21 protein-coding genes and 1 pseudogene are annotated in these 24,165 nt (G+C 60.5%); 9 read left to right on the top strand and 13 right to left on the bottom strand.

The annotated features are described in order from the left end of the window. Positions 1 to 66: 66 nt before the first annotated feature. The 4 genes from G3A56_RS19795 to argH form a co-directional block, all read right to left on the bottom strand. Positions 67 to 2,754: a TIGR02302 family protein gene (locus G3A56_RS19795; protein ID WP_082185461.1), complete on the bottom strand. Its 2,688-nt coding sequence runs from the start codon at positions 2,752 to 2,754 to the stop codon at positions 67 to 69. A 179-nt stretch (positions 2,755 to 2,933) separates the two neighbouring features. After that, entirely contained in the window at positions 2,934 to 4,202 is a 1,269-nt protein-coding gene (gene lysA, locus G3A56_RS19790; RefSeq protein WP_082185463.1) for a diaminopimelate decarboxylase, read from the bottom strand. 13 nt (positions 4,203 to 4,215) lie between these two features. Continuing rightward, positions 4,216 to 4,419, bottom strand: coding sequence for an LPS translocon maturation chaperone LptM (lptM, locus tag G3A56_RS19785; RefSeq protein ID WP_020809890.1), 204 nt, complete (start codon positions 4,417 to 4,419; stop codon positions 4,216 to 4,218). A 94-nt stretch (positions 4,420 to 4,513) separates the two neighbouring features. Continuing rightward, positions 4,514 to 5,914, bottom strand: coding sequence for an argininosuccinate lyase (gene argH, locus G3A56_RS19780; RefSeq protein WP_082185468.1), 1,401 nt, complete (start codon positions 5,912 to 5,914; stop codon positions 4,514 to 4,516). A 24-nt stretch (positions 5,915 to 5,938) separates the two neighbouring features. On the opposite strand from argH, the gene tlpA reads away from it, so the two are divergent. Further along, positions 5,939 to 6,607, top strand: a complete 669-nt coding sequence (gene tlpA / locus G3A56_RS19775) for a thiol:disulfide interchange protein TlpA (RefSeq protein WP_082185470.1) — start codon at positions 5,939 to 5,941, stop codon at positions 6,605 to 6,607. A gap of 66 nt (positions 6,608 to 6,673) precedes the next feature. On the opposite strand, the gene G3A56_RS19770 is transcribed toward tlpA, so the two are convergent. The 7 genes from G3A56_RS19770 to G3A56_RS19740 all read right to left on the bottom strand — a co-directional run bounded on the left by G3A56_RS19770 (position 6,674) and on the right by G3A56_RS19740 (position 11,990). Then, complete coding sequence (locus G3A56_RS19770) at positions 6,674 to 7,555, bottom strand: 3-hydroxybutyryl-CoA dehydrogenase (RefSeq protein ID WP_082185473.1); 882 nt, start codon at positions 7,553 to 7,555, stop codon at positions 6,674 to 6,676. A gap of 117 nt (positions 7,556 to 7,672) precedes the next feature. Next, on the bottom strand, positions 7,673 to 8,602 hold the full coding sequence (locus G3A56_RS19765) for an electron transfer flavoprotein subunit alpha/FixB family protein (RefSeq protein ID WP_082185312.1): 930 nt from the start codon (positions 8,600 to 8,602) through the stop codon (positions 7,673 to 7,675). 25 nt (positions 8,603 to 8,627) lie between these two features. Further along, positions 8,628 to 9,374 carry an electron transfer flavoprotein subunit beta/FixA family protein gene (locus G3A56_RS19760; RefSeq protein WP_082185311.1) on the bottom strand — a complete coding sequence of 249 codons (747 nt, stop codon included), beginning with the start codon at positions 9,372 to 9,374 and terminating at the stop codon, positions 8,628 to 8,630. A gap of 182 nt (positions 9,375 to 9,556) precedes the next feature. Next, on the bottom strand, positions 9,557 to 10,330 hold the full coding sequence (locus G3A56_RS19755) for a rhomboid family intramembrane serine protease (RefSeq protein ID WP_082186039.1): 774 nt from the start codon (positions 10,328 to 10,330) through the stop codon (positions 9,557 to 9,559). Positions 10,331 to 10,362: 32 nt separating this feature from the next. Further along, entirely contained in the window at positions 10,363 to 10,941 is a 579-nt protein-coding gene (locus tag G3A56_RS19750; protein ID WP_082185475.1) for a cob(I)yrinic acid a,c-diamide adenosyltransferase, read from the bottom strand. A 1-nt stretch (position 10,942) separates the two neighbouring features. Next, positions 10,943 to 11,140: a twin transmembrane helix small protein gene (locus G3A56_RS19745; RefSeq protein WP_003497428.1), complete on the bottom strand. Its 198-nt coding sequence runs from the start codon at positions 11,138 to 11,140 to the stop codon at positions 10,943 to 10,945. Between the two features lie 16 nt (positions 11,141 to 11,156). Next, positions 11,157 to 11,990 (bottom strand): SDR family oxidoreductase, encoded by an 834-nt coding sequence (locus G3A56_RS19740; protein ID WP_082185477.1) that lies wholly within the window; start codon positions 11,988 to 11,990, stop codon positions 11,157 to 11,159. A gap of 181 nt (positions 11,991 to 12,171) precedes the next feature. Here G3A56_RS19740 and G3A56_RS19735 point away from each other — a divergent pair. Then, positions 12,172 to 13,091 (top strand): annotated as a pseudogene (locus G3A56_RS19735) (YihY/virulence factor BrkB family protein). Here the strand turns inward: G3A56_RS19735 and gluQRS are convergent. Further along, entirely contained in the window at positions 13,059 to 13,958 is a 900-nt protein-coding gene (gluQRS, locus tag G3A56_RS19730; RefSeq protein ID WP_082185479.1) for a tRNA glutamyl-Q(34) synthetase GluQRS, read from the bottom strand. The pseudogene G3A56_RS19735 and the gene gluQRS overlap by 33 nt on opposite strands. Positions 13,959 to 14,015: 57 nt before the next feature. Between gluQRS and G3A56_RS19725 the strand changes: the two genes are divergently transcribed. Then, positions 14,016 to 14,663 carry a DNA-3-methyladenine glycosylase family protein gene (locus tag G3A56_RS19725; RefSeq protein WP_082185481.1) on the top strand — a complete coding sequence of 216 codons (648 nt, stop codon included), beginning with the start codon at positions 14,016 to 14,018 and terminating at the stop codon, positions 14,661 to 14,663. 15 nt (positions 14,664 to 14,678) lie between these two features. On the opposite strand, the gene G3A56_RS19720 is transcribed toward G3A56_RS19725, so the two are convergent. Then, a complete protein-coding gene (locus tag G3A56_RS19720) occupies positions 14,679 to 16,097 on the bottom strand; it encodes a helix-turn-helix domain-containing protein (protein ID WP_082185483.1) in 1,419 nt (472 codons plus the stop codon). Between the two features lie 118 nt (positions 16,098 to 16,215). On the opposite strand from G3A56_RS19720, the gene G3A56_RS19715 reads away from it, so the two are divergent. The 6 genes from G3A56_RS19715 to mce all read left to right on the top strand — a co-directional run bounded on the left by G3A56_RS19715 (position 16,216) and on the right by mce (position 24,001). Next, on the top strand, positions 16,216 to 17,748 hold the full coding sequence (locus tag G3A56_RS19715) for an acyl-CoA carboxylase subunit beta (protein WP_003497416.1): 1,533 nt from the start codon (positions 16,216 to 16,218) through the stop codon (positions 17,746 to 17,748). A 102-nt stretch (positions 17,749 to 17,850) separates the two neighbouring features. Next, positions 17,851 to 18,747: a glutathione-dependent disulfide-bond oxidoreductase gene (gene yghU / locus G3A56_RS19710; protein ID WP_082185485.1), complete on the top strand. Its 897-nt coding sequence runs from the start codon at positions 17,851 to 17,853 to the stop codon at positions 18,745 to 18,747. Between the two features lie 105 nt (positions 18,748 to 18,852). Then, positions 18,853 to 19,230, top strand: a complete 378-nt coding sequence (locus G3A56_RS19705; RefSeq protein WP_003497414.1) for a hypothetical protein — start codon at positions 18,853 to 18,855, stop codon at positions 19,228 to 19,230. A 49-nt stretch (positions 19,231 to 19,279) separates the two neighbouring features. After that, the gene (locus G3A56_RS19700) at positions 19,280 to 21,283 is read left to right on the top strand and encodes an acetyl-CoA carboxylase biotin carboxylase subunit (RefSeq protein ID WP_164056791.1); all 2,004 of its coding nucleotides are present in this window, start codon (positions 19,280 to 19,282) and stop codon (positions 21,281 to 21,283) included. A gap of 146 nt (positions 21,284 to 21,429) precedes the next feature. Then, entirely contained in the window at positions 21,430 to 23,571 is a 2,142-nt protein-coding gene (scpA, locus tag G3A56_RS19695) for a methylmalonyl-CoA mutase (protein WP_003497411.1), read from the top strand. 13 nt (positions 23,572 to 23,584) lie between these two features. Then, complete coding sequence (mce, locus tag G3A56_RS19690; protein ID WP_082185488.1) at positions 23,585 to 24,001, top strand: methylmalonyl-CoA epimerase; 417 nt, start codon at positions 23,585 to 23,587, stop codon at positions 23,999 to 24,001. The last annotated feature ends 164 nt before the right edge of the window (positions 24,002 to 24,165 follow it).

Genomic DNA, 24,165 nt, shown 5'->3' with positions numbered 1-24,165 from the left:
CCGGCATGACGGAAAAGTTCAGGCGGTGAGGACGTAACGAGCCGCAGCATTACCTGTGCGTAACCCTCACTGTATATCCAGCAACCGCTCCAGATACCGCCGTTCAATTTCACCCGGCGGATTGTTGCCGAGCTTTTCACGGATCGCCTCGAGAATTTCACGGGCGCGCTGGACGTCGATTTCGTCCGGCACCTTCACCTGATCGCCGAAATCCGGGCCGGTGGTGCTGCGCGGACGGCCGAGCGGGTCGCGGCCGTTCTGGCCACCCTGGCCCGCCATGCCTTCCTGACCTTGCCCCGGCTGCTGGCCCTGCTGGCGCATGGCCTGCATGATCTGGCCCATCATGTCCTGTGCGCCCTGTCGCAACGCGTTCAGTGCATTGCCCTGGCCTTCGACTGCCTGTTCGCCCTGGCTTTTGCCGAGTGCTTCGCCGGCGCCTTCCATTTCCTGCTGTGCCTTGCCGAAGTTTTCCCCCGGCTCCATGCCGAGATCGCGAAGGCCCTGCTGCAATTCGCCGAGCTGCTTGCCGAGCGCATCCTGCTGCGCCCGCAGGTTTTTCAGCGCCTCGCGCAATTGCTCGGCGGTCATCTGGTCGCTCGGCTGTCCGCCCTGCTGGCCATTCTCACCCTGCTGGCCCTGTTGCGGCTGCTGACCGTTTTCACCCATCTGCGGGTCACCTTCGCCCTCGCCATCCTGCTGCGGATCGCCGCGCTGCATGCGGTCACGCAGCGCCTGATCGAGCTTGAAGGTCTCGTCCATCAGCTTTTGCTGCTGCTGCAGAATTTCGCCGAGCTTGTCGATCTGCTGGCGCATCTTGCTGCTCTGCTGTTGCCCCTGCTGGCCCTGACGCTGCGGCCGGCCCGCCTGCAGATTGTTCATCATGCGTTGCAACTGCGAGAGCATTTCCTGTGCCGCGTCACGGTTGCCGGAGCGGGCGAGGTTCTCGATCTGGTTCATCATGTTTTCCAGATCGCGCTGGCGCAGAACGTTTTGCGCCTGCTGGTTCATGTTGGCTTGCGGCGCGTTTTGCATGCGCTGCGCAAGTTCGCTCATGAATTGCTGCATCGCCTCGCGCAGTTCCTGCATCAGCTTGGCAACCTCCTCATCGGAGGCATTGCGCTGAAGCGCTTCGGAGAGTGCGTTCTGCGCATCACGCAGGCGTTTCTCCGCCTGAGACAGATCGCCATCCTCGATGCCGAGCGCGATCTCCCAGAGGTAATCGGCGGTATTTTTCAGCATCTCCTCATTATAGGCGAGCCGCATGCGGGTCTGCGCCGATTGCAGCAGGAGATAGTGCGTGGTGTTGGGAATGGTTTCTTCCGGACGCAGACCAACCGCCTCGTTATAGGCAATCGCCTTCGGCATCTGGCGCGTGTCGAGCGAAAAGATCTGACGCTGTTCGGCAATGGAGGCCGCCAGCGGTTCGGAGAAGTTGCGTCCGGGCAGCACCATCTCATGCGCCGGGCTGCGGCCGGTCTGGCCGGCACCGTCGGTCGCCACCAGCGTGATACGAACGCGTTTGCCTGCCATCGGATGTTCGGTCAGGTTGCGGCTTGTCAGCCCCTTGATTTCGCGGTTGTTCTGCCGCGGCAGGTCGAGCTTGAACTCCGGCGGCGGGTAAAGTGCTGTCGCACCTTCCGCAATGCCAAGCGGCTCAATGATGGCATGCGCTTCCTTCAGGCCGTAATCGTCCTTGGCGGTGAAGCCCACTTCAAGCGCGCCATTGACGGCGCGGCGCGGCATGTTGTCGAAGGCGATGGTGGGCGGCTGGTCGGGGATGACATTGAACATCCATTGTTCACCGTTCGCGGTGATCATGCCGCTTTCGGTGACATCCATGGCAAAGGTGCGCGGCGCAATAGACTGGTCCGGCGTGCGGGTTTCCGGCTGAACAGCCACGTCGCCGCTCGCACTGTCCGCACGCTTGGCCTCAGGCGCAAGCTTCTGCAGGGCGCCTGCCGTCTCGGGTTCGAAGGTCACTTCTTCGCCGCCATCACCGCCGGTCATGCGGATCGTCAGCTTGGAGGATTGCGGCACCGAAACCGCGTCACGGTTGGTTGCGTCGCGGCCCGTCAGGAAAATCGGTGCGCGGCCGGTATAGGCGGGTGGCGTCACCCAGGCATCGAGACGGATATCAGGATTGAGCGGACCAACGGCCGGCTGGCTGCGGAAGGCATCGGCCACCGTGCCCGCGCCGTTGGAATAGGAAAAACCAAAGGCGGTTACCAGAAGAAGGGCGGGAACGGCGCGCAACGCAAGACGGTCATAACGGGCGATATCGGGTTTCGGCAGGCCGGCATTGAGCGCGGCTATGCGTTCCGCCATGCGGATCTGGTGTTCTTTCCAGAGCGTGCGGGAAAAGGGGGTGTCGAAAGCAGGTTCGTCTTCCTGCACGCCGACCGGCTGGTGCGCGAGACCGTTGCGTTCTTCCAGAAGGCGCGAGGCGTCATTGTCCGTCGGCCATTTCAGCCGCAGGATCGGCAGCAGGGTGGTGATGAAACTGAAAACCAGCAGGAAAACAACGCCAAGCCGCAGGAAATCCGGCATCTGCCGGAAAAGACCAAACCAGGCGAGCGCCAGAAACAGGGCGGCTATGGAAAGTGGCCACAGCGTCTTCGGCGCCATTTTTTCCGAAAACAGCACGATTTTTGCGAAGAAGCGTTTGGCCGCAACCCGGCGGGCAAGGTCTGGCCGCTGCGCGAATGCGCCATTCGGGCGCTTTCTGCCTGTCCTGTCCTCTCCAGCTGTGGTCATCAATCCGTTCTCCCGGTTCTGGCCACGTCAAACGCCATTCCCGGAACGGCGAAATACTCTATGTCTCGAGACGGCAGGATAACATTCTTTGTGGCGAAGACGAGGGCAGCCGGGTGCTCACCCCCATTTTTTAGGCAGCTTCGCTCAATTGTGATCGACCAAGCCGGATGAATGGCGGATCAATCGAGCCAGGCTGGCACGGAATCGAGAGCGATCAACTCTTCATAGGTGCCGCGCGGGCGGATGACGTGGAACTTGTCCCCCTTCACCAGCACTTCCGGCACCAGCAGGCGCGAATTATAGGTGCCTGCCTGCACCGCGCCATAAGCGCCGGCGGAACTGACGGCGATCAGATCGCCCGGCTCAGGGGCCGCCATTTCGCGGTCCAGCGCCAGATAGTCGCCGGTTTCGCAGACGGGGCCGACGATATCCGCCTTGATGCGCGGTGCGTCCTCAGTCGGCTGCACCACGGGACGGATGCCGTGATAGGCCTCGTAAAGCGTCGGGCGGATGAGGTCGTTCATCGCACCGTCGACGATCACGAATGTCTTCTCGCCGCCATCCTTCACATAAATCACTTCCGTCACCAGAATGCCGGCATTGCCGACGATCAGGCGGCCCGGCTCGGTGACGATCTTGCAGTTGAGGCTCTTCAGCTCGTTCTTGACGATATGGGCATAGGCATCCGGCAGCGGCGGCGGATTGTTGTCCTCGCGGTAAGGGATACCAAGGCCGCCGCCGATATCGACGTGGCTGATCGCATGTCCGTCGGTGCGCAGCGCTTCGACCAGTTCGCGCAGCAACCGGAAAGCATCCTCGAAAGGCTGCAATTCGGTGATCTGGCTACCGATATGCATGTCGATGCCGGTGACTTCGATGCCGGGCAGGGTGGCGGCATAGGCATAGACCGCGCGGGCGCGCTCATAGGAAATACCGAACTTGTTCTCTTTCTTGCCGGTGGAAATCTTGGCGTGGGTGCGCGCATCCACATTCGGATTGATGCGGAAGGAGACATGTGCCCGCTTGCCCACTTTCACGGCGCGCAGGTTGAGAACTTCCAGCTCCGGCTCGGATTCGATGTTGAAACAGTAGATTCCGGCTTCCAGCGCATAATCCATTTCCGCAACCGTTTTTCCGACGCCGGAAAACATGATGCGACTTGCCGGAACCCCGGCTGCAAGCGCACGGCGCAATTCGCCGCCCGACACGACGTCGATGCCCGCGCCGAGCTTTGCCAGCGTCTTCAAAACCGCCTGATTGGAATTGGCCTTCATGGCGTAACAGACCATGGCGTCCACATCCGCGAAAGCGCCTGAGAAAACCTTGTAGTGGCGCTCCAGCGTCGCGGTCGAATAGACGTAGAACGGCGTGCCGACCGCCTTGGCGATCTCAGGCACGGGCACGTTTTCGGCGTGAAGCACGCCGTCGATATAGCCAAAATGGTTCACAGGCTTTTTCCCGTCAGAGAAGCTTGTCGAGGATGAACGGCCGCTCCGCCGTTGCCGGCTTCGTCTCCGTTCCGTCGGCATTGCGCTTGTTGCGCATTTCGACCGGCGTGCTCGGCGGGTCGATGTCGCCCTTTCGCCCGCAGGCGCTGAGAGCAAGGCTGACGGCAAGCGTCATGCCGATGGGAACGATGAGTTTGCGCGCGGTTTTTGAAAGCATGAGCCTGTCCAAAGGAAATATGTGCCTCTCTGATAACGAAAAACAGGGCGCTTGTGCACCCTGTTTCTTGTGATCGCAGCGTAACGCGATTTTATCAGTTGCGTCCACGCCACCAGGCGATCTGCTTCTTCACTTCGGAAGGAGCCGTGCCGCCGAAACTGGTACGGCTGGCAACCGATGCCTCGACCGAAAGAACGTCGAAAACGCCGCTCGTGATGGCCGGGTGGATCGCCTGCAGGTCTTCCAGCGAAAGATCGGCCAGATCGCAGCCCTTCTTTTCCGCCAGCGCCACGGCATTGCCGGTCACATGGTGGGCATCGCGGAAGGGCAGGCCCGCCTCGCGCACCAGCCAGTCGGCAAGATCGGTTGCGGTGGAATAACCAGATCCCGCCGCCGCACGCATGCGGTCCTTGCGCACTTCAAGGTCGCGGATCATGCCGGTCATGGCGGCAATGGCCAGTTCCAGGCTTTCGGCAGCATCGAAAACCTGCTCCTTGTCTTCCTGCATGTCCTTGGAATAGGCGAGCGGCAGGCCCTTCATGACCGTCAGAAGTGCGACTAGCGAGCCGTTGATGCGGCCGGTCTTGGCGCGCACCAGTTCGGCGGCATCCGGGTTCTTCTTCTGCGGCATGATCGAGGAGCCGGTGGAAAAGGCATCCGAGAGGCGGATGAAACCGAATTGCGGCGTCGACCAGATGACGATTTCTTCGGCGAGACGCGACAGATGCGTGGCGCAGATGGAAGCGATAGACAGGAATTCCAGCGCGAAATCGCGGTCGGACACGGTGTCGATGGAGTTGCGGGTCGGCTCGCGGAAACCGAGCGCCTTGGCCGTCATGTGGCGGTCGATGGGATAGCCGGTGCCGGCAAGGGCAGCGGCGCCGATCGGGCTTTCATCCAGATGCTCGATGGCGTGGCGCACGCGGGCGCGGTCACGGCCGAACATTTCCACATAGGCCATGCAATGATGGCCGAAAGTGACAGGCTGGGCCGTCTGCAGATGGGTGAAGCCGGGCATGACGGTATCGGCATTTTCTTCGGCGCGGTCGAGGAAGGCGGCGATGAGCGCGGTCAGCATGCCCTCCGTCTTCTGCAATTCTTCCTTGACCCAGAGACGGAAATCGAGCGCCACCTGGTCGTTGCGCGAGCGGGCGGTGTGCAGCCGGCCGGCCGCCGTGCCGATGAGGGTGGCAAGCCGCGCCTCGATGTTCATGTGAATATCTTCGAGCTTGCGTGAGAATTCGAAGGTGCCGGCTTCGATTTCTGACAGGATCGTGTTCAGGCCGTGAACGATCTTCTCTTTATCTTCCTGCGAAATAATGCCTTTTTCCGCCAGCATGGTGGCATGCGCCATAGAGCCGCGGATGTCCTGGGCGTAAAGCTTCTTGTCGAAGCCGATGGAGGCATTTATCTCTTCCATGATGGCTGATGGCCCGGAAGCGAAACGTCCGCCCCACATCTGGTTGGAGGATTTCTGATCTGTGCCGTCAGCCATGTTCGCAGTGCCCTGGAGTATTCGATGACAGAAAAAAGGCCGTTCAGGCTTCCTTCCGCCAGATTGGTTGCAATTGCTGCCGTAGCCGGTGTCGTGTGCGGCGCGGGCGCGGTCTGGTTCAGGCATATTGGGTCTGAGAGCCCGGTTCAAGGGGCAGCGGTTGCCGAGGCCGGTTTATGTGACGGTGCTGCAAACCGCATCGCCTCGCTGGAACCCTTTCTGAAAGGCCAGGTAGCGGCCATGTCGGCCACGGACAAGCCGCGCGTCATTCCGCTTTCCTTCAAGGGTCCGGAAGCCAGGGACATGACGCTTGCCGATCTCAAGGGCAAGGCGGTTCTTCTCAATCTCTGGGCCACCTGGTGCGTGCCGTGCCGGGAGGAAATGCCCGCGCTGAACGCGCTGGAGAAGGAAAAGGGCGGCGAGAATTTCGAGGTCGTTGCCGTCAATATCGATGTCGGCGCGGATGAAAAACCGAAAGCCTTCATGGAAGAATACAAGATCGATGCTCTGAAGCACTATCGCGACAGTTCCATGGGCGTCTTCAACGTGCTGAAGAAGGAAGGCTTGGCCTTCGGCCTTCCCGCCACGCTGCTTCTGGACGAAAAAGGCTGCCTGCTTGCAGCCATGAACGGCCCGGCAGCTTGGGATAGCGAGGATGCCAAGGCGTTGATATCGGCAATGAAGGCTAAATAAGTTTCCTGATACGTGCGGGAGGGGTTCCCTTCCCGCATTCGGACCTTGAGGTATATTTCCTGAGCTTTAGCGGGTCGGAACCGGCGTCTCGCCGCGATAGTCGTAAAAACCGCGGCCGGATTTGCGGCCGAGCCAGCCGGCCTCGACATATTTCACCAGCAGCGGGCAGGGGCGGTATTTGCTGTCGGCCAGACCGTCATGCAGCACCTGCATGATCGACAAACAGGTGTCGAGACCGATGAAATCGGCAAGCTGCAGCGGACCCATCGGGTGGTTGGCGCCGAGCCTCATGGCGGTGTCGATGGCTTCAACCGAACCGACACCTTCGTAAAGCGTGTAGATCGCCTCGTTGATCATCGGCAGCAGGATACGGTTGACGATGAAGGCCGGGAAATCTTCGGCAACGGTGATCGCCTTTTCCAGCGTCCGTACATAATCCTTGGCCGCATCGAAGGTCTTTTCGTTGGTGGCGATGCCGCGCACCAGTTCCACCAGCTTCATCACCGGCACGGGATTCATGAAGTGGATGCCCATGAATTGTTCGGGGCGATCGGTCGCGGATGCCAGGCGGGTAATGGAGAGGGACGAGGTGTTGGTGGCCAAAAGCGCTTCGGGCTTCAGCACGGGGCAGACCTGCGCATAAATCTTGCGTTTGATCTCTTCGTTTTCGGTTGCCGCCTCGATGACGAGATCCATCGGTGCGAGGTCGTTGATATCCGTCGAGCCGCTGATGAGCGCCAGCGCCTCTTTTCGGGCATCGTCCGAAAGTTTGCCGTTGGTAACCTGGCGGGCGAGGTTGCCATTGATCGTGGCAAGGCCGGCTTCAATACCGTCCTTGGAAAGGTCGTAAATATGAACCTTGTAACCCGCCAAGGCGGAAACATGCGCGATGCCGCAACCCATCTGACCGGCTCCGATGACACCGATATTCTTAAAGGGGGCGGTCATATGCTGGTCTCCTCTTGGGGATTTCATCTGCGTGTTGGTCGGCGATGTTACGCATATCGCCGCAAAAGAGAAGGCGGTGCGTTTAAAAAACGCACCGCCCCCGATAGCTGCTGAAAATCACAGCGCCTTTTCGAGTTCCGGCAGCGCCACGAACAGATCTGCGACGAGGCCGTAATCGGCGACCTGGAAGATCGGCGCTTCCTCGTCCTTGTTGATGGCGACGATGACCTTTGAGTCCTTCATGCCGGCCAGATGCTGGATGGCGCCGGAGATGCCGGCGGCGATGTAAAGCTGCGGCGCGACCACCTTGCCGGTCTGGCCAACCTGCCAGTCGTTCGGCGCATAACCCGCATCGACCGCCGCGCGCGATGCGCCAACGGCTGCACCGAGCTTGTCGGCGACCGGAAGGATGACTTCCTTGAACTTTTCCGACGAACCGAGCGCGCGACCGCCCGAGATGATGATCTTGGCCGATGTCAGTTCCGGACGGTCGGAAGAGGCGAGCGCGTCGGACACGAAGCTGGACAGGCCGGGGTTCTCGGCAGCGCCAATGGTTTCGACCGGAGCCGAGCCGCCTTCAGCCGCCGCCGCAAAGGCGGTCGGGCGCACGGTGATCACCTTCTTCGCATCGGTCGCCTGTACCGTCTGGATGGCGTTGCCGGCATAGATCGGGCGCTTGAAGGTATCAGGGCTGACGACCTCGATGATTTCCGAGACCTGCGCCACATCGAGAAGGGCCGCCACACGCGGGGCAACGTTCTTGGCCGACGCGGTCGCCGGCGCGATGATGACGTCGTAGGAGGGGCTGAGCGAAACGATCAGCGCCGCCAGCGGCTCGGCGAGCGCATTGGCATAGGACGCGTCATCGGCCAGCAGCACCTTGGAAACGCCGGAGAGTTTCGCGGCCGCGTCGGCGGCACCCTTGGCACCGGAACCGGCAACCAGAATGTGGACGTCGCCGCCGATCTGGGTTGCCGCTGTCAGCGTCTTGCCCGTCAGGTCGGAAAGGGTTGCGTTGTCGTGTTCTGCCAGAAGAAGAATGGCCATGAGAATATCTCCCTTTTCCGAAACCTTAGAGGACGCCGTCGGCTTTGAGCTTTTCGACCAGTTCGGCAACCGAGCCGACCTTGATGCCCGCCTTGCGGCCTGCCGGCTCCTCGGTCTTCAACACCTTCAGGCGCGGCGAAACATCGACGCCGAAATCGGCCGGCGACTTCTTGTCGAGCGGCTTCTTCTTCGCCTTCATGATGTTCGGCAAAGAGGCATAACGCGGCTCGTTCAGACGAAGATCGGTGGTGACGACGGCGGGAAGCTTCAGCTCCACCGTCTGCAAACCGCCATCGACTTCACGCGTCACCGCAACCTTGCCGTCGGACGGCTCGACCTTGGAGGCGAAGGTGCCCTGGCCCCAGCCCAGCAGCGCTGCCAGCATCTGGCCGGTCTGGTTCGAATCGTCGTCGATCGCCTGCTTGCCGACGATGACGAGGCCGGGCTGTTCGGCCTCCGCCACACCCTTCAAAAGCTTGGCGACGGCCAGCGGCTCGACCGTCTCGTCGGTCTCGATCAGGATGGCGCGATCGGCGCCCATGGCAAGCGCCGTGCGCAGCGTCTCTTCCGCCTTGGCCGGGCCGATCGACACGACCACAACCTCTTCAGCCTTGCCGGCTTCCTTCAGGCGAAGCGCCTCTTCCACCGAGATTTCGTCGAACGGATTCATCGACATCTTCACATTGGCAAGCTCAACGCCAGAACCATCCGCCTTCACGCGGATCTTGACGTTGTAATCAACAACTCGTTTGACGGGGACAAGGATCTTCATCGGTGGCTTTCCTCAAACTCCTGTCCGCGAGGCGATGAACCGCGCGGACCTCCAAAAACAGGTTGGCGACATGGATAAGCATTTTTCCCGCAATTACAACGGAGCAATGTTCATTATCACATGCACGCAAGGCATACCTTACGTTGACGTTAACGTAAATACGTTATCTCTCCGTCAAGGGCTCATCCGCTCCCGTCATAGCCCCGTTCGGTTTGCGACAACCCTGTCGTTTGCGACGGATTCTTGAACTGCGCCGCCCTTGGCGGAACAATGGTGCGGTCGAACAGGGGAACGTCCGGCCTGCGCATGAAGATCACCATGATCGCACCTGCCAATATGCCGCCCACATGCGCGCCCCAGGATACGTTTTCTTCCAGCCCGAGTGCGAGCATCAGGAACTGCTGGCCGATCCACAGCGCCAGCGGAATGAAGGCGGGCAGGGGAAGTGGAATACGCATGAAGACCAGCACCCAGACGCGCACCCTGGGATGCAGCAGAAAATAAGCCGCGACGACTCCGGAAACCGCGCCGGACGCGCCAATCAGCGGACCTTCGGAGGTGGGGGCGACAAAGCCGTGTAACAGTGCACCCGCGATGGCGCAGGCGATGTAAAAGATCAGGAAACGGAAGTGGCCGAGCGCATCCTCGACATTATCGCCGAAGACCCACAGGAACAGCATGTTTCCGGCCAGATGCCAGAAATCCAGATGCAGAAACGCATAGGTTATGACGGTCAGATCATCCGGCACCACCTGCAGGGCAGGTTCCAGGTAGGCGTAATCGAAAACCACAGCAGGAATAAAGCCGAGGCCGAGTGCGGCCGCATTGGCCTGCGTGTCGCTGGCAAGCACACCGGTAAACATCCAGACGAGCACATTGACCACGATCAGGCCGATCGTGACATATTGCAGCCGGATGTGTTTGAGGGAATTCGCATCGTGCAGCGGTATGAACATCGAATGCCCTTCGGTTGCGCAATCGAGGCGCTTCAGCGGTTCTTGCCGGGAACCCACAATATGTCGGCCTTGCCCGCGTCATTGGCGAAACGGGCGGCAACGAACAGGAAGTCGGACAGGCGGTTGGCATATTTGATGGCCGCCGGGCTGACGATTTCGGCCTCGGTGACCGAAAGCTCCACCATCAGCCGTTCCGCCCGGCGGCAGATGGTGCGCGCCAGGTGCAGATTGGCCGCCGCCGCATTGCCGCCCGGCAGCACGAAGGAGGTCAGCGGTTCAAGTGTGGCGTTAAGGTCGTCGATCTCGTTTTCCAGCCGCGTGACCTGGCTATCGACGATGCGCAGCGGCTCGTAAGCTGGCGGCTCGTCGGTTTCCGGGGTGGCGAGATCGGCGCCCAGATCGAAGAGGTCGTTCTGGATACGGAACAGCATGGCATCCAGCTTTTCCATTCCGCCGGTATGAAGCCGCGCCACGCCGATCGCCGAATTCGCCTCGTCCACGGTGCCATAGGCCTCGACGCGAAGATCGTGTTTCAGGCGGCGCGGGCCGGAAACCAGCGCCGTAGTGCCCTTGTCGCCGGTGCGGGTGTAGATCTTGTTCAGTTTCACCATATCAGCGGCCGCCGCCGGTGAGCCACAGGGTGAGCATGATGAGCACGATGGCGATGGCCTGCAGGAGAAGGCGAAGCTGCATCAGCTTGTTGGAACGGTTGGCGTCCTGCCCCTTCAGCATGTTGAACAGGCCGCGTATCAGCACGATGACGACAAGGCCCATGACAATAAGGGCGAGAACGGTGGTGAAGCCGGACATGCGGGGTGATTCCTCCTCAATCGAACCTGCGCAACAGACGATAGAACAGTCCGGCAGGCAAGAGCCGTTTCAGCAAGAGCCCCTGTTTGGCTGGAACGGTGACGGGATAATGCGGCTTGGGCCTTGCGGCGGTCAAGGCATGTTTCAGCACGGCATAAACGGCATCGGGGCCGAGCTTGTGGCGGCTGACCGGGCCGGAACCGTCCATCCGCGCCAGCTGCCGCTTGTATTCCGCCGCATGGGCCGAGTTTTCCAGATCGATATTGCCCTTGATGTGGGCAAGCGCGGTCGCGGTGAATTTCGAGGCGATGGGACCAGGTTCGATCAGGCTGACATGAATGCCGCTGCCCTGAAGCTCCATGCGCAGGGTTACGCCCAGTCCCTCGATGGCGAATTTCGATGCGGTATAGGCACCGCGATAGCGATAGGGAACGAGGCCGAGAATGGAGGAGCAATGCACGATGCGCCCTGAACCGCGCTTGCGCATGAACGGAATGACCCGCCGCGTCAGATCGTGCCAGCCGAAGACGTTGGTTTCGAATTGCTGGCGCAGCGCCTCGACAGGCAGATCCTCCACCGCGCCCGGCTGGCCATAGGCGCCGTTGTTGAAGAGCGCGTCGATGCGGCCGCCGGTTCTGGCCGCCACCGTTTCCACAAGCGCGGCGATGGTTTCCGGTTTGGTGTAGTCCATGATCAGGGTTTCGATGCCCTGATTTTCCAGTCCTGCCATGTCGGTGATACGCCGCACGGTGGCAAAGACCCGCCAGCCGTCGCGGTGGAGCGCGCGGGCGCAATGGGCGCCGATGCCCGAGGAGCAGCCTGTGATGATGATGACGGGTTTTTCAGACATCTTTGCCGCTCCGGTAAGCCGAATGTTGCTCTGGCCCGATGGTCCGGCCCGTGAAAATTGAATTGCGCAAAATCCTGTTCCATCGGGAACCGAAAGGCAGGTCTGTGCGCTGTACAAAGCGGAGCTGATTTCCCATATTCGCGACGAAGTTACAAATGAAATGCCGATGAATGGAGGTGACATGGTTGCCGCAGTGCGCCTGGCAGGCAAGGTTGCCTTCGATGCCTATTCCCATTTCGCCGAGGATGACGGCTGGGCGATGGCGAGCCATATGGCGCTTTCCATTCTGCTGGCGCTGTTCCCCTTCCTGATCTTTGGCACGGCGCTTGCCGGTTTTCTGGGCGCGGACCAGTTTTCCGAAACGGCAGTGCATCTTATTTTCGATACCTGGCCGGAAGCCATTGCCGGTCCGCTCGCGGCGCAGGTGCAGCAGGTTCTGACCATTCCGCGCGGCGGGCTGCTGACAATCTCGGTGCTGGCAGCCGCCTATTTTGCGTCCAACGGTGTCGAGGCGCTGAGAATTTCGCTGAACCGCGCCTATCGCGTCACCGAAACGCGCTGGTGGTATGTCACCCGCCTGCTCAGCCTGCTTTACGTGCTGATTGCGGTGGTGGTTTTTACCGGCATCAGCATCGTGCTCGTTGCCGTGCCGGTTGCCATGTCTTTTGCCGAGCAGCGTTTTCCCTGGCTGACGGATGTGCTGAACACGGTCTCCAGCCTCGGTCTTTACGGCACCATCGTGGTGCTGACGGCGGGCTTGTTGCGGCGCATCTGTGGCTTCCGGCCGGCAAGCGCCGCATCTGGGATGTCTGGCCCGGCATTCTGCTGACGATGATATTCTGGGTCATCGGCGCGGCGATTTTTGCCTATTACCTTTCCACCTTCGCAAATTACGCCGCCACCTATGCCGGTCTCGCCTCGGTCATGGTGGTGCTGGTGTTTCTTTACATGGTGGGCGTCATCTTCATGCTGGGAGCGGAGGTGAATGCCGCGCTCATGAAATACAAGGTCCGGCAGATCATCCGCCGCAATATCAGCAGCAGCAGCAGCGCGCGCCGCGAGCAGGTGCTAGACGAGCCCGACAAGCCGGCGGATATCTGAGGGCGACGCACCTTCGGCGCGAAGGGCCGAAAGGCCGGTGCTGCCTTCGCTTTTCGAGAGCTTGCGCCCATCCGCGCCCAAAATCAGCCGGTGATGGTGATAGGCGGGCTGCGGCAGGTCCAGCAATTGCTGCAACAGCCGGTGGATCGCGGTCGCGTGGAACAGATCCATGCCGCGCACCACATGGGTGATGCCCTGCAACGCATCGTCCAGCACAACGGAAAGATGATAACTCGAGGGCGCGTCGGAGCGCGACAGCACCACATCGCCCCAGAACGCCGGAAGAGCCTCGATTTGTCCCGTCTCGCCATCGCCGCTCTCCTGCCAGAACAGGGGGGCGCCAACGGCGCGGATCGCCTTGTCCATGTCGAGCCGCCAGGCATGCTGCCGGCCGGAGGCAAGCAGCGCTGCGCGTTCCGCCTGCGGTCTTTGCCGGTCGATGTCCGGGTAAAGCGGTGGGCCGTCCGGATCGCGTGGCCAGAGCCCGCCCTCCGCCTCGAAGGTCCTGACGATGGCTTTCGTCTCGCCACGGCTCAAGAAGGCGGGATAGGCAAGGCCCGCTTCGATAAGCTTTTCAAGCGCCGCACGGTATTCGTCGAAGTGTTCGGACTGGCGCCGAACCGGTTTTTCAAAGTCCAGTTCAAGCCAGCCGAGATCGTCATAGATTGCCTGCTCAAGTTCCGGCGTGCAGCGCGTCTGGTCAATATCCTCAATGCGCAGCAGAAAGCGTCCGCCATTTTCCCGCGCCATATCGTTGTTCAAAAAAGCGGAAAGCGCGTGGCCCAGATGGAGTAATCCATTGGGACTTGGTGCAAAACGGTAAACCGGTTTTTGACGCAGAGGCGAAGGCATGGTTTCTTCTGCCATGTTTTGAAGCGCCTCGCCACCCGGTGCCGGGCCAACGTGAATATGGGCTGTGCAGACATGAAAATCATCAGGGGCCTCGACGATATCAGCGAAGGTCTGGAGCAGCTTGCCCGCCTCGATCCGGCGCTTGGTGTGATTGCCGAAAAAGCCGGTCCGCTGGAATTGCGCATTCATGAGCCCGGTTTTGCGGGTCTTGCCCATATCGTCGTTTCGCAGATGGTCTCGCGCGCCAGCGCCAATGCCATATGGGCGCGTATTCTTGCGGGCACGGGCGGGGCGGTGACGGCGGAAAACTATCTGGCCGTGCCGGAAGAATTGCGCGCCACTTTCGGCCTCTCCCGGGCCAAGGCGACGACGCTTGAAGGCTTGGCGCGCACGGTTGCGGATGGGCGCATCGATCTTGATGCCGTCAGCCGCAAGGAAGCGGACGTGGCTCTTTCGGAGCTGGTGGCGCTTCGCGGCATCGGTCCGTGGACGGCGGAAGTCTATCTGATGTTCTGCGGCGGCCACCCGGATATTTTCCCGGTCGGCGATGTGGCGTTGCGGGCGGCCGTCGGCCACGCGCTTTCGCTCGAGGCACGGCCGGATGCGAAATGGCTGGCGGCGCGGGCGGAACTCTGGACGCCCTGGCGCTCCGTCGCCGCCCGGCTGTTCTGGGCCTATTACGCCGCCGTCATGCGGCGCGCGATGGTGCCGCTGCCCTGATATGACCGCGCGGCGCTAGAAGTCCGCAATCCTGTAGGGCAGGGCCCCGCGGGAGAGATGATCGACATGCAGCCTGCGTTTCAGCGGCGGTACGGCGCGCTGCACGCATTCCACCCTTTCGCACACCCTGCAGGAAACGCCGATGGGCTTGAAGGAGGAGGTATTGGTGAGATCGAGCGTATCGGCATAAACGAAATTCTGCGCATGGGAAATTTCGCAGCCGAGTGCGATGGCATAACGTGGCCTGTCCGTGTTGAAACCGGCGCCCGCTTTTTCGATCTGGGTGGCGATGGAAAGATAACGCACGCCGTCAGGCGTTTCCGCAAGCTGGCGCACGATCCTGTCGGAGCTTTCGAAGGCCTGGTGGATGTTCCAGAGCGGACAGGCCGCGCCGAAACGGGCAAATTGCAGCCTTGTGGCGCTGTGGCGTTTGGTGATGTTGCCGGCACGATCGATCTTGGCGAAAAAGATCGGGACACCCTTTTGGCCGGGGCGTTGCAGCGTGCTGAGCCTGTGGGCCACCTGTTCGAGGCTCGCGCCGAAGCGCACGGCCAGAAGTTCCAGATCGTGGCGCAGCTCCTGCGCGGCCCGGTGAAATTGGCCATAGGGCAGGATGAGGGCGGCGGCGAAATAATTGTAAAGGCCGATGCGACAGATTTCCGCGGCTTCCGCGCTGCGGAAACCGGCGGCGGCCAGCACTCTGTCCACCGTCGCTCCCGCATGAAGCTGGGCAATCTGAAGCGCCAGCTGAAAACAGCGGGTTGGTGCTGCCAGATAGGAACTGAGCGCGAGTGTTTTCCCAGCCGGATCGAAATGCCGGATCAACCCGCCAGCCGCCTCTATTCTGGTGATGTGGACACCGTAACGGCTGCGCAGGTGGGCCGCCAGAATGCCATAGGTCTCACCGCCCTCTATCTCCAGTTCGTCCGCCAGCTCCTCCGCCAGAAGATCGATTTCGGCGACGTAATTGTCGACGAAGTGGAAGAAGTCGCGCACCTCCTCATAGGGCGTTCTCTCCACCTGCGCGGTTCCACGGCCGAGCCTGTCGTCCAGCTGCACCAGCTGCTCGCTGTTTTGCCTGTAAGCCTGATGAGCGCGCAAAAGCGCATGGGCAAAACCCGGTGCGTTCTGGGCAATCAGCTTCAGCTCCTGCAGCCCCGGCTCGTAATTCATGAACAGTGGGTCTTTCAGGGCCTCGCGCACGGCGGAAACCAGCCGGTCGCTTTCGCCCGTTGCCAGTTCCGCCATGTCGAGCTGGAATTTTTCCACCAGCGTCACCAGAACGCTGGCCGAAACCGGGCGCTGATTATTCTCGATCTGGTTCAGGTAGCTCGCGGAAATGCCCAGCCGTTCGGCGAATTGCGCCTGCGTGGCGCGGGCATTTTCGCGAAGGCCGCGGACCTTGCGGCCGATGAAGAGTTTTTCCGTCGCCATGTTGCAACTTTGCAAAATTAAATATTGCAAATATTTATGGCACGCATACGCGCACGATCAAGGCTTCTAGGAGAATGTTTTCTAAGCTATTGATTTTGAGGAAACGCATGGAGGAAACATGCCCAGCATTCTGGAGCAATTGCAGACGCGCCGCGACGAAGCGCGGCTTGGCGGCGGCGTCAAGCGCATCGAGGCGCAGCATGCCAAGGGCAAGCTGACGGCGCGCGAGCGCATCGATGTGCTTCTGGATGAAGGGTCCTTCGAAGAATACGACATGTACGTTACCCACCGGGCGGTGGATTTCGGCATGGCGGAACAGAAGGTGGCGGGGGATGGCGTCGTTACCGGCTGGGGCACCATCAATGGCCGGCAGGTCTATGTGTTTTCCCAGGATTTCACCGTTCTCGGCGGCTCGCTGTCGGAAACCCATGCCCAGAAGATATGCAAGATCATGGATATGGCGGTTCGTAACGGCGCGCCGGTGATCGGCCTCAACGATTCAGGCGGCGCACGTATTCAGGAGGGTGTCGCCTCGCTCGGCGGTTATGCCGACGTTTTCAAGAGGAATGTCATCGCCTCCGGCGTCGTGCCGCAAATCTCCGTCATCATGGGGCCCTGTGCCGGTGGCGCTGTCTATTCGCCTGCCATGACCGATTTCATCTTCATGGTGCGCGACACCTCCTACATGTTCGTGACGGGCCCGGATGTGGTGAAGACCGTGACCAACGAGATCGTCACGGCCGAGGAGTTGGGCGGCGCTTCAACCCACACCAGAAAATCTTCCGTTGCCGATGGCGCTTATGAAAACGACATCGAGACGCTGGAGCATGTGCGGCTGCTGTTTGACTTCCTGCCGCTGAATAACCGCGAAAAACCGCCCGTCCGACCGTTTCATGACGACCCCGCACGATTGGAAGCGCGTCTCGATACGCTGATCCCAGACAGTTCGAACAAGCCCTACGACATGAAGGAACTGATCCACGCGCTGGCTGATGAGGGCGATTTCTTTGAGTTGCAGGAAGCCTTTGCCCGCAACATCATCACCGGATTTATTCGTCTCGAAGGTCAAACGGTGGGTGTCGTCGCCAACCAGCCGATGGTGCTGGCGGGATGCCTCGATATCGATAGCTCCCGCAAGGCGGCGCGTTTCGTGCGTTTCTGCGACGCCTTCAACATTCCGCTGCTGACGCTGGTGGATGTGCCGGGTTTTCTGCCCGGAACGGCGCAGGAATATGGCGGCGTCATCAAGCACGGCGCGAAACTTCTCTTCGCCTATTCGGAGGCGACGGTGCCGATGGTGACGCTGATCACCCGCAAGGCCTATGGCGGCGCCTACGACGTGATGGCCTCGAAACATATCGGTGCGGATGTGAACTATGCCTGGCCGACGGCGGAAATCGCTGTCATGGGTGCGAAGGGTGCGGCGGAAATTCTCTATCGTTCCGAGCTTTCCGATCCGGAGAAGATCGCCGCGCGCACCAGGGAATATGAGGAGCGTTTCGCCAACCCCTTCGTGGCGGCGGAGCGCGGTTTCATTGATGAGGTCATCATGCCGCATTCCTCGCGCCGCCGCATCGCCCGGGCCTTTGCCTCGCTGCGCGGCAAGAGCGTGGAAACCCGCTGGAAGAAACACGACACTATTCCGCTCTGACCTGCTTCGGGGCTGGAAAATTGCTTCGGCCACCTTACTATATGTTTGTTCAGGCGCCCGGATGTTCGGATGCCCTCCCGAAACGCACAAGGACAGATTTTTATGGCCGAGAATTCCTCCGCAGATAATTTCCCCGCCGGATATGAAGTGCCCAAGGTCTGGACCTGGGACAAGGGCAATGGCGGCCAGTTCGCCAATATCAACCGCCCGATCGCCGGTCCCACCCATGAAAAGGAACTGCCTGTCGGCAAACATCCGTTGCAGCTTTATTCGCTGGCGACGCCGAACGGCCAGAAGGTCTCGATCATGCTCGAGGAATTGCTGGCTGCCGGCCACAAGGGCGCCGAATATGATGCATGGCTGATCAGGATCGGCGAAGGCGACCAGTTCGGCTCGGGTTTTGTCGGCGTCAATCCGAATTCCAAGATCCCGGCGCTGATGGACCATTCGACCCCTGAGCCGACCCGCGTTTTCGAAAGCGGCTCGATCCTCGTCTACCTCGCGGAAAAATTCGGCGCCTTCCTGCCGAAAGAGGGCAATGCCCGCACGCAGGCGCTGAACTGGCTGTTCTGGCAGATGGGTTCCGCCCCCTTCCTCGGCGGCGGTTTCGGCCATTTCTACGCCTATGCGCCGGTGAAGATCAAATACGCCATCGACCGTTACGCCATGGAAGTGAAGCGCCAGCTTGACGTTCTGGATCGTCATCTCGCCGATAACCGCTATCTGGCCGGTTCGGAATATACGATCGCCGATATGGCCGTTTGGCCCTGGTACGGCAAGATTGCGCTTGGTCAGGCCTATGGCGATGCGGGTGCTTTCCTCGAAGCGGATGGTTATAAGAACCTCATGCGCTGGACGCTTGAAATCGGCGAACGCCCTGCGGTGAAACGCGGCGTGATCGTCAACAAAACCTCGGGCGATCCGTCCGAACAATTGCATGAACGCCACGATGCCTCCGACTTCGAGACGAAGACGCAGGATAAAATCGGCAAGGCATAACGAGAAGACCAGAGCGCTGAAAACGCTCTAACTATTTGAATTGATGCATTGTCCTGACGTAAAAGCGGACCCGCTCTTACTGGAAATGCTTTGGAAGGACTAGAGATGGCGAACCTGCCCGAAATGACCAAACACAAGGGATTTCCCTCCGGCATGCCAAGCACGGGCGTCCAGTTCACCATCCGCCGCGCCAATCCCAAAGGGGTAACGCCGATCAAGGTGATACCCCGCAGGGCGCGGGACGATTCCAAGGAGCATCGCATCGATGCAGCCTTCCTGCACTCGCTCTGGCACCATTTCGGTGCCGAGCCTTTCGAGCGCGGCAATCTCGATGCCGCCCGTCTCAACCTGCTGTTCGGCCGCGAGGTCGTGCCGGCGGAAAAGAACTTCGATCCCGTTTCATATCAGGCGATGCTTGTCATTGACGAACGTGTCGCCCGACAGAATTTTCCGGAATCGTTTGAGAATTTTTTCGAGATTTGAGGACGGGATCCGACATTTGTCGTGAGGGGAAGAGGGGGAGAATAACCGCGTGATCAAGAAAATCCTCATTGCCAATCGCGGCGAGATCGCCTGCCGGGTCATCAAAACGGCGAAGAAGATGGGCATCGCAACGGTTGCGGTCTATTCGGATGCGGATGCCAATGCGCTGCATGTAAAGATGGCGGACGAGGCCGTTCATATCGGCCCCGCACCCTCGTCGCAGTCCTATATCGTCATCGACAAAATCCTTGCGGCGATCGAGAAGACCGGGGCGGATGCGGTGCATCCGGGTTACGGTTTCCTGTCGGAGAATGCCGCCTTTGCCGAGGCGCTGGAGAAGGCGGGCGTCATCTTCATCGGCCCGCCGGTCGGAGCGATCCAGGCGATGGGCGACAAGATCACGTCTAAGAAGCTCGCGGCGGAAGCCGGTGTTTCCACCGTGCCCGGCCACATGGGGCTGATCGGGGATGCCGACGAGGCGGTCAGGATCGCATCGCAGATCGGTTATCCCGTCATGATCAAGGCCTCGGCCGGCGGCGGCGGCAAAGGCATGCGCATTGCCTTCAACGATGCCGAGGCGCGCGAGGGTTTTCAGTCCTCGAAAAACGAGGCGAAATCCTCCTTCGGTGACGACCGCATCTTCATCGAGAAATTCGTCACCCAGCCGCGCCATATTGAAATTCAGGTGCTGGGCGATCAACACGGCAACATCCTTTATCTCGGCGAGCGTGAATGCTCGATCCAGCGCCGCAACCAGAAAGTCATCGAGGAAGCGCCGTCGCCCTTTCTCGATGAGGCGACGCGCAAGGCCATGGGCGAGCAGGCCGTGGCTCTGTCGAGGGCAGTCGGCTACCATTCGGCCGGAACGGTGGAATTCATCGTCGATGGCGAGTGCAATTTCTATTTTCTGGAAATGAACACCCGCCTGCAGGTGGAGCATCCGGTGACGGAACTCATTACCGGCATCGATCTGGTCGAGCAGATGATCCGCGTCGCCGCCGGCGAAAAGCTTTCCTTCGGGCAGGCAGATGTGAAGCTGAACGGCTGGGCGATCGAGAGCCGGTTATATGCCGAAGACCCCTATCGCAACTTCCTGCCGTCGATCGGCAGGCTGACGCGCTATCGCCCGCCGCAGGAGGGCGAGGAAGAAAACGGCACCGTCATCCGCAATGATACCGGCGTCTTCGAAGGCGGCGAAATCTCGATGTATTATGATCCGATGATCGCCAAGCTGTGTAGCTGGGGTCATGATCGTAAAACCGCCATCGATGCCATGGGGCAGGCGCTGGATCGCTTCGAAGTTGAGGGCATCGGCCACAACCTGCCGTTCCTGTCGGCCGTCATGCAGCATGAGCGCTTCCGGGCCGGTCGCCTGACGACGGGTTTCATTGCCGAGGAATTCCCGGAGGGCTTTTCCGGGGTCGAGCCGGATGAGGCCTCCGCACGCAAACTTGCGGCCATCGCCACCGTCATCCACCAGCGACTTCAAAACCGCGCGGTCGAAATTTCTGGCACTATCGGCAATCATCGCCGCATCGTCGGACAGGACTGGGTCGTTTCGTTCGGAAAATCCCATCGGAGCGTCAGCCTGGAAACCGATACGGATGGCACGGCAATCCGTTTTGAAGACGGTGCGGCGCTGAGCATCGACACCGGCTGGCTTCCGGGCCGCAGCCTTGGTCTGTTCACGGTGGCCGGTGAGGTGATCGCCGCCAAGGTCGATCTTGCCGGTGCGGCGGTTCGCCTGCGCTGGCGCGGCATGGATATCCTTGCCCATGTGCGAAGCCCGCGTGTGGCAGAACTGGCATTACTGATGCCGGAAAAGTTGCCGCCGGATACGTCGAAACTGCTGCTCTGCCCCATGCCCGGCGTCATCACCGGTATCTCCGTTGGCGAAGGCGACGAGGTGGAGGCCGGCCAGGCGCTTGCGACGGTGGAGGCCATGAAGATGGAAAACATCCTGCGTGCGGAAAAACGCGGCCGCGTCGCCAAAGTATCGGCAAAACCGGGCGACAGCCTTGCCGTGGATGAGGTCATCCTCGAATTCGAGTGACGCTCGATCCTGTTTTTTGAGGAACGGATGAGGGCTGGAGCGGTTTACGGGGTCGGTTGGTTTTGACCGGCAAGGCGGATCGCTGGATTTCGGTCACGATTGCCCGCCACAGTGCGGAAAAATGAAATGCAGAAGGGGAGAGATGCATGTCGGGTGAAAAAACGGTGCGGGACTGGCTGCAGCTTGCCGAAAAGGAGCTGAAGCGTTCACCGGATTCACTGGTCTGGCACACGCCCGAAGGCATAGAGGTCAAACCGGTTTACACGGCCGATGATCTGCAAAAGGTTTCCCATCTTGAAAACCTGCCGGGCTTTGCACCTTTCACGCGCGGCCCGCGCGCCACCATGTATGCCGGGCGGCCGTGGACCATCCGCCAATATGCCGGTTTTTCCACGGCGGAAGCCTCCAATGCATTTTATCGCAAGGCGCTTGCCGCCGGCCAGCAGGGCGTTTCCGTGGCCTTCGATCTCGCCACCCATCGCGGTTATGACAGCGACCACCCGCGGGTGGAAGGCGATGTCGGCAAGGCAGGCGTGGCGATCGACAGTGTAGAGGACATGAAAATCCTGTTCGACGGCATACCGCTCGAAAAGGTCTCGGTGTCCATGACCATGAATGGGGCCGTCATTCCGGTTCTCGCCAATTTCATCGTGGCGGGGGAAGAGCAGGGCGTTTCGCGCGCCGCCCTTTCCGGCACCATCCAGAACGATATCCTCAAGGAGTTCATGGTCCGCAACACCTATATCTACCCGCCGGAACCTTCGATGCGGATCATCGCCGACATCATCGAATATACCGCGAAAGAGATGCCGAAATTCAATTCCATCTCCATTTCCGGCTATCACATGCAGGAAGCCGGCGCGACGCTGGTGCAGGAACTGGCTTTCACGCTGGCGGATGGTCGCGAATATGTGCGGGCCGCCCTAGCCAAGGGGCTGAATGTCGATGATTTCGCCGGCCGCCTGTCATTTTTCTTCGCCATCGGCATGAATTTCTTCATGGAGGCGGCAAAGCTGCGGGCCGCACGTTTCCTTTGGTCACGCATCATGGAAGAGTTCCAGCCGCAAAAGGCTTCGTCGCTGATGCTGCGCACCCATTGCCAGACATCCGGTGTCTCGCTTCAGGAACAGGATCCCTATAACAACATTGTCCGCACCGCGTTTGAGGCGATGTCCGCCGTGCTCGGCGGCACGCAGTCGCTGCACACCAATTCCTTTGATGAGGCCATTGCCCTGCCGACGGAATTTTCCGCCCGCATCGCGCGCAACACCCAGCTTATCCTCCAGCATGAAACAGGCGTTACGAAAGTGGTCGATCCGCTTGCCGGTTCCTATTACGTCGAAAGCCTGACGGATGAACTGGCGCAGAAGGCCTGGGCGCTGATCGAGGAGGTGGAGGCGCTTGGCGGCATGACCAAGGCGGTGGCGGAAGGCCTGCCGAAACGACTGATCGAGGAGGCGGCGACGCGCCGTCAGGCCGCGGTGGACAAGGGCGAGGAAGTGATCGTCGGCGTCAACCGTTACCGTCTGGAAACCGAAGAAGATATCGACGTTCTCGATATCGACAATGCCGCAGTGCGCGCCGCGCAGATCCGCCGCCTTGAGGACACCAAACGCCGCCGTGACGGCGGGGACGTTTCCAGGGCGCTGGCGGCATTGTCTGAGGTCGCCCGCAGCGGCAAGGGCAATATTCTCGAAGCTGCCGTTGTCGCTGCCCGCGCCCGTGCCACGGTTGGCGAGATCTCCGATGCGCTGCGTGTGGTATTCGGCGATCATGCTGCCGTGCCGGAAGTGGTGAGCGATATCTACGGCGAGGCCTACAGGGATGAACCGGAGCTTGCCACGCTCGCCGCCCGGCTTTCCGGCGTGAGCGAAAGGATCGGCACCAAACCGCGTATCATGGTGGCCAAGCTCGGGCAGGACGGGCATGATCGTGGAGCGAAAGTCATCGCGTCTGCCTTTGGCGATATCGGTTTCGATGTGCTGGCCGGGCCGTTGTTCCAGACGCCGGGGGAAGCGGCCGATCTTGCCGTCAAGAACAAGGTGCATGTGGTCGGCATGTCGTCACTTGCCGCCGGTCACAAGACGCTTGCGCCACAACTGGTCGAGGCGCTGAAGCAGAAGGGCGCAGACGATATCATCGTCGTCGTTGGCGGCGTCATTCCGCGCCAGGATTACCAGTTCCTGCTCGATCACGGCGTTTCGGCGATTTTCGGTCCCGGCACCAATGTCATGGAGGCGGCCAACAGGGTTCTCGACCTGCTCGAAGGTGTCAGGCGCAACGCGTGAGGGGAAGACGGCCATGTTCGGAAAATTGAACCACGTCGCCATCGCCGTGCCCGATCTTGAGGCCGCCATTGCCCGCTACAGGGCGCTTGGTGCAAGGGTCTCGGAGCCGCAATCCCTGCCGGAACACGGCGTGACGGTGGTTTTCATCCAGGCGGAAAACACCAAGATCGAACTTCTTCATCCGCTCGGGGAACATTCACCGATTGCCGCCTTCCTCGAAAGAAATCCGGGCGGCGGCACGCACCATCTCTGCTTCGAGGTGCCGGATATTTTGGCGGTCCGAGACGATCTCGTCCAAAAAGGCATCCGCATTCTGGGCGACGGCGAGCCGAAGATCGGCGCGCATGGCAATCCCGTTCTCTTTCTGCATCCAAAGGACATGGGCGGCGTGCTCTACGAGCTGGAGCAGGTTTCCCCGACACATGGCTGAAACACAGACCCCGTAACACACTGGCCATGCGGTTCGGCGGTGGCAGGCGGTCGATCGTCCATGCCTGGAATGCGGTTTCGTTTGTTTTCTTTTGACATTCGTTTTATTTTCGCTTTTATGGCAGTCGTCTTTCAACGATGGGGAAAATGATCCCCCGGCGCTGT

The organism is Rhizobium oryzihabitans (assembly GCF_010669145.1).
GTDB lineage: Bacteria > Pseudomonadota > Alphaproteobacteria > Rhizobiales > Rhizobiaceae > Agrobacterium > Agrobacterium oryzihabitans.
The sequence above is the reverse complement of the archived record's forward strand: the minus strand, read 5'-3'. Positions and strand labels throughout refer to the sequence as shown.

Bases quoted from the DNA above. Each gene is read 5' to 3' on its own strand.
- tlpA (WP_082185470.1), top strand. From the start codon at position 5,939: ATGACAGAAAAAAGGCCGTTCAGGCTTCCTTCCGCCAGATTGGTTGCA.
- G3A56_RS19755 (WP_082186039.1), bottom strand. From the start codon at position 10,330: ATGTTCATACCGCTGCACGATGCGAATTCCCTCAAACACATCCGGCTG.
- G3A56_RS19765 (WP_082185312.1), bottom strand. From the start codon at position 8,602: ATGGCCATTCTTCTTCTGGCAGAACACGACAACGCAACCCTTTCCGAC.
- G3A56_RS19720 (WP_082185483.1), bottom strand. From the start codon at position 16,097: ATGGCGACGGAAAAACTCTTCATCGGCCGCAAGGTCCGCGGCCTTCGC.
- gluQRS (WP_082185479.1), bottom strand. From the start codon at position 13,958: ATGGCAGAAGAAACCATGCCTTCGCCTCTGCGTCAAAAACCGGTTTAC.
- G3A56_RS19745 (WP_003497428.1), bottom strand. From the start codon at position 11,140: ATGTCCGGCTTCACCACCGTTCTCGCCCTTATTGTCATGGGCCTTGTC.
- yghU (WP_082185485.1), top strand. From the start codon at position 17,851: ATGGCCGAGAATTCCTCCGCAGATAATTTCCCCGCCGGATATGAAGTG.
- G3A56_RS19750 (WP_082185475.1), bottom strand. From the start codon at position 10,941: ATGGTGAAACTGAACAAGATCTACACCCGCACCGGCGACAAGGGCACT.
- G3A56_RS19705 (WP_003497414.1), top strand. From the start codon at position 18,853: ATGGCGAACCTGCCCGAAATGACCAAACACAAGGGATTTCCCTCCGGC.
- argH (WP_082185468.1), bottom strand. From the start codon at position 5,914: ATGGCTGACGGCACAGATCAGAAATCCTCCAACCAGATGTGGGGCGGA.
- lptM (WP_020809890.1), bottom strand. From the start codon at position 4,419: ATGCTTTCAAAAACCGCGCGCAAACTCATCGTTCCCATCGGCATGACG.
- G3A56_RS19740 (WP_082185477.1), bottom strand. From the start codon at position 11,990: ATGTCTGAAAAACCCGTCATCATCATCACAGGCTGCTCCTCGGGCATC.
- G3A56_RS19760 (WP_082185311.1), bottom strand. From the start codon at position 9,374: ATGAAGATCCTTGTCCCCGTCAAACGAGTTGTTGATTACAACGTCAAG.
- G3A56_RS19795 (WP_082185461.1), bottom strand. From the start codon at position 2,754: ATGACCACAGCTGGAGAGGACAGGACAGGCAGAAAGCGCCCGAATGGC.
- G3A56_RS19770 (WP_082185473.1), bottom strand. From the start codon at position 7,555: ATGACCGCCCCCTTTAAGAATATCGGTGTCATCGGAGCCGGTCAGATG.
- scpA (WP_003497411.1), top strand. From the start codon at position 21,430: ATGTCGGGTGAAAAAACGGTGCGGGACTGGCTGCAGCTTGCCGAAAAG.
- mce (WP_082185488.1), top strand. From the start codon at position 23,585: ATGTTCGGAAAATTGAACCACGTCGCCATCGCCGTGCCCGATCTTGAG.
- G3A56_RS19725 (WP_082185481.1), top strand. From the start codon at position 14,016: ATGAAAATCATCAGGGGCCTCGACGATATCAGCGAAGGTCTGGAGCAG.
- G3A56_RS19715 (WP_003497416.1), top strand. From the start codon at position 16,216: ATGCCCAGCATTCTGGAGCAATTGCAGACGCGCCGCGACGAAGCGCGG.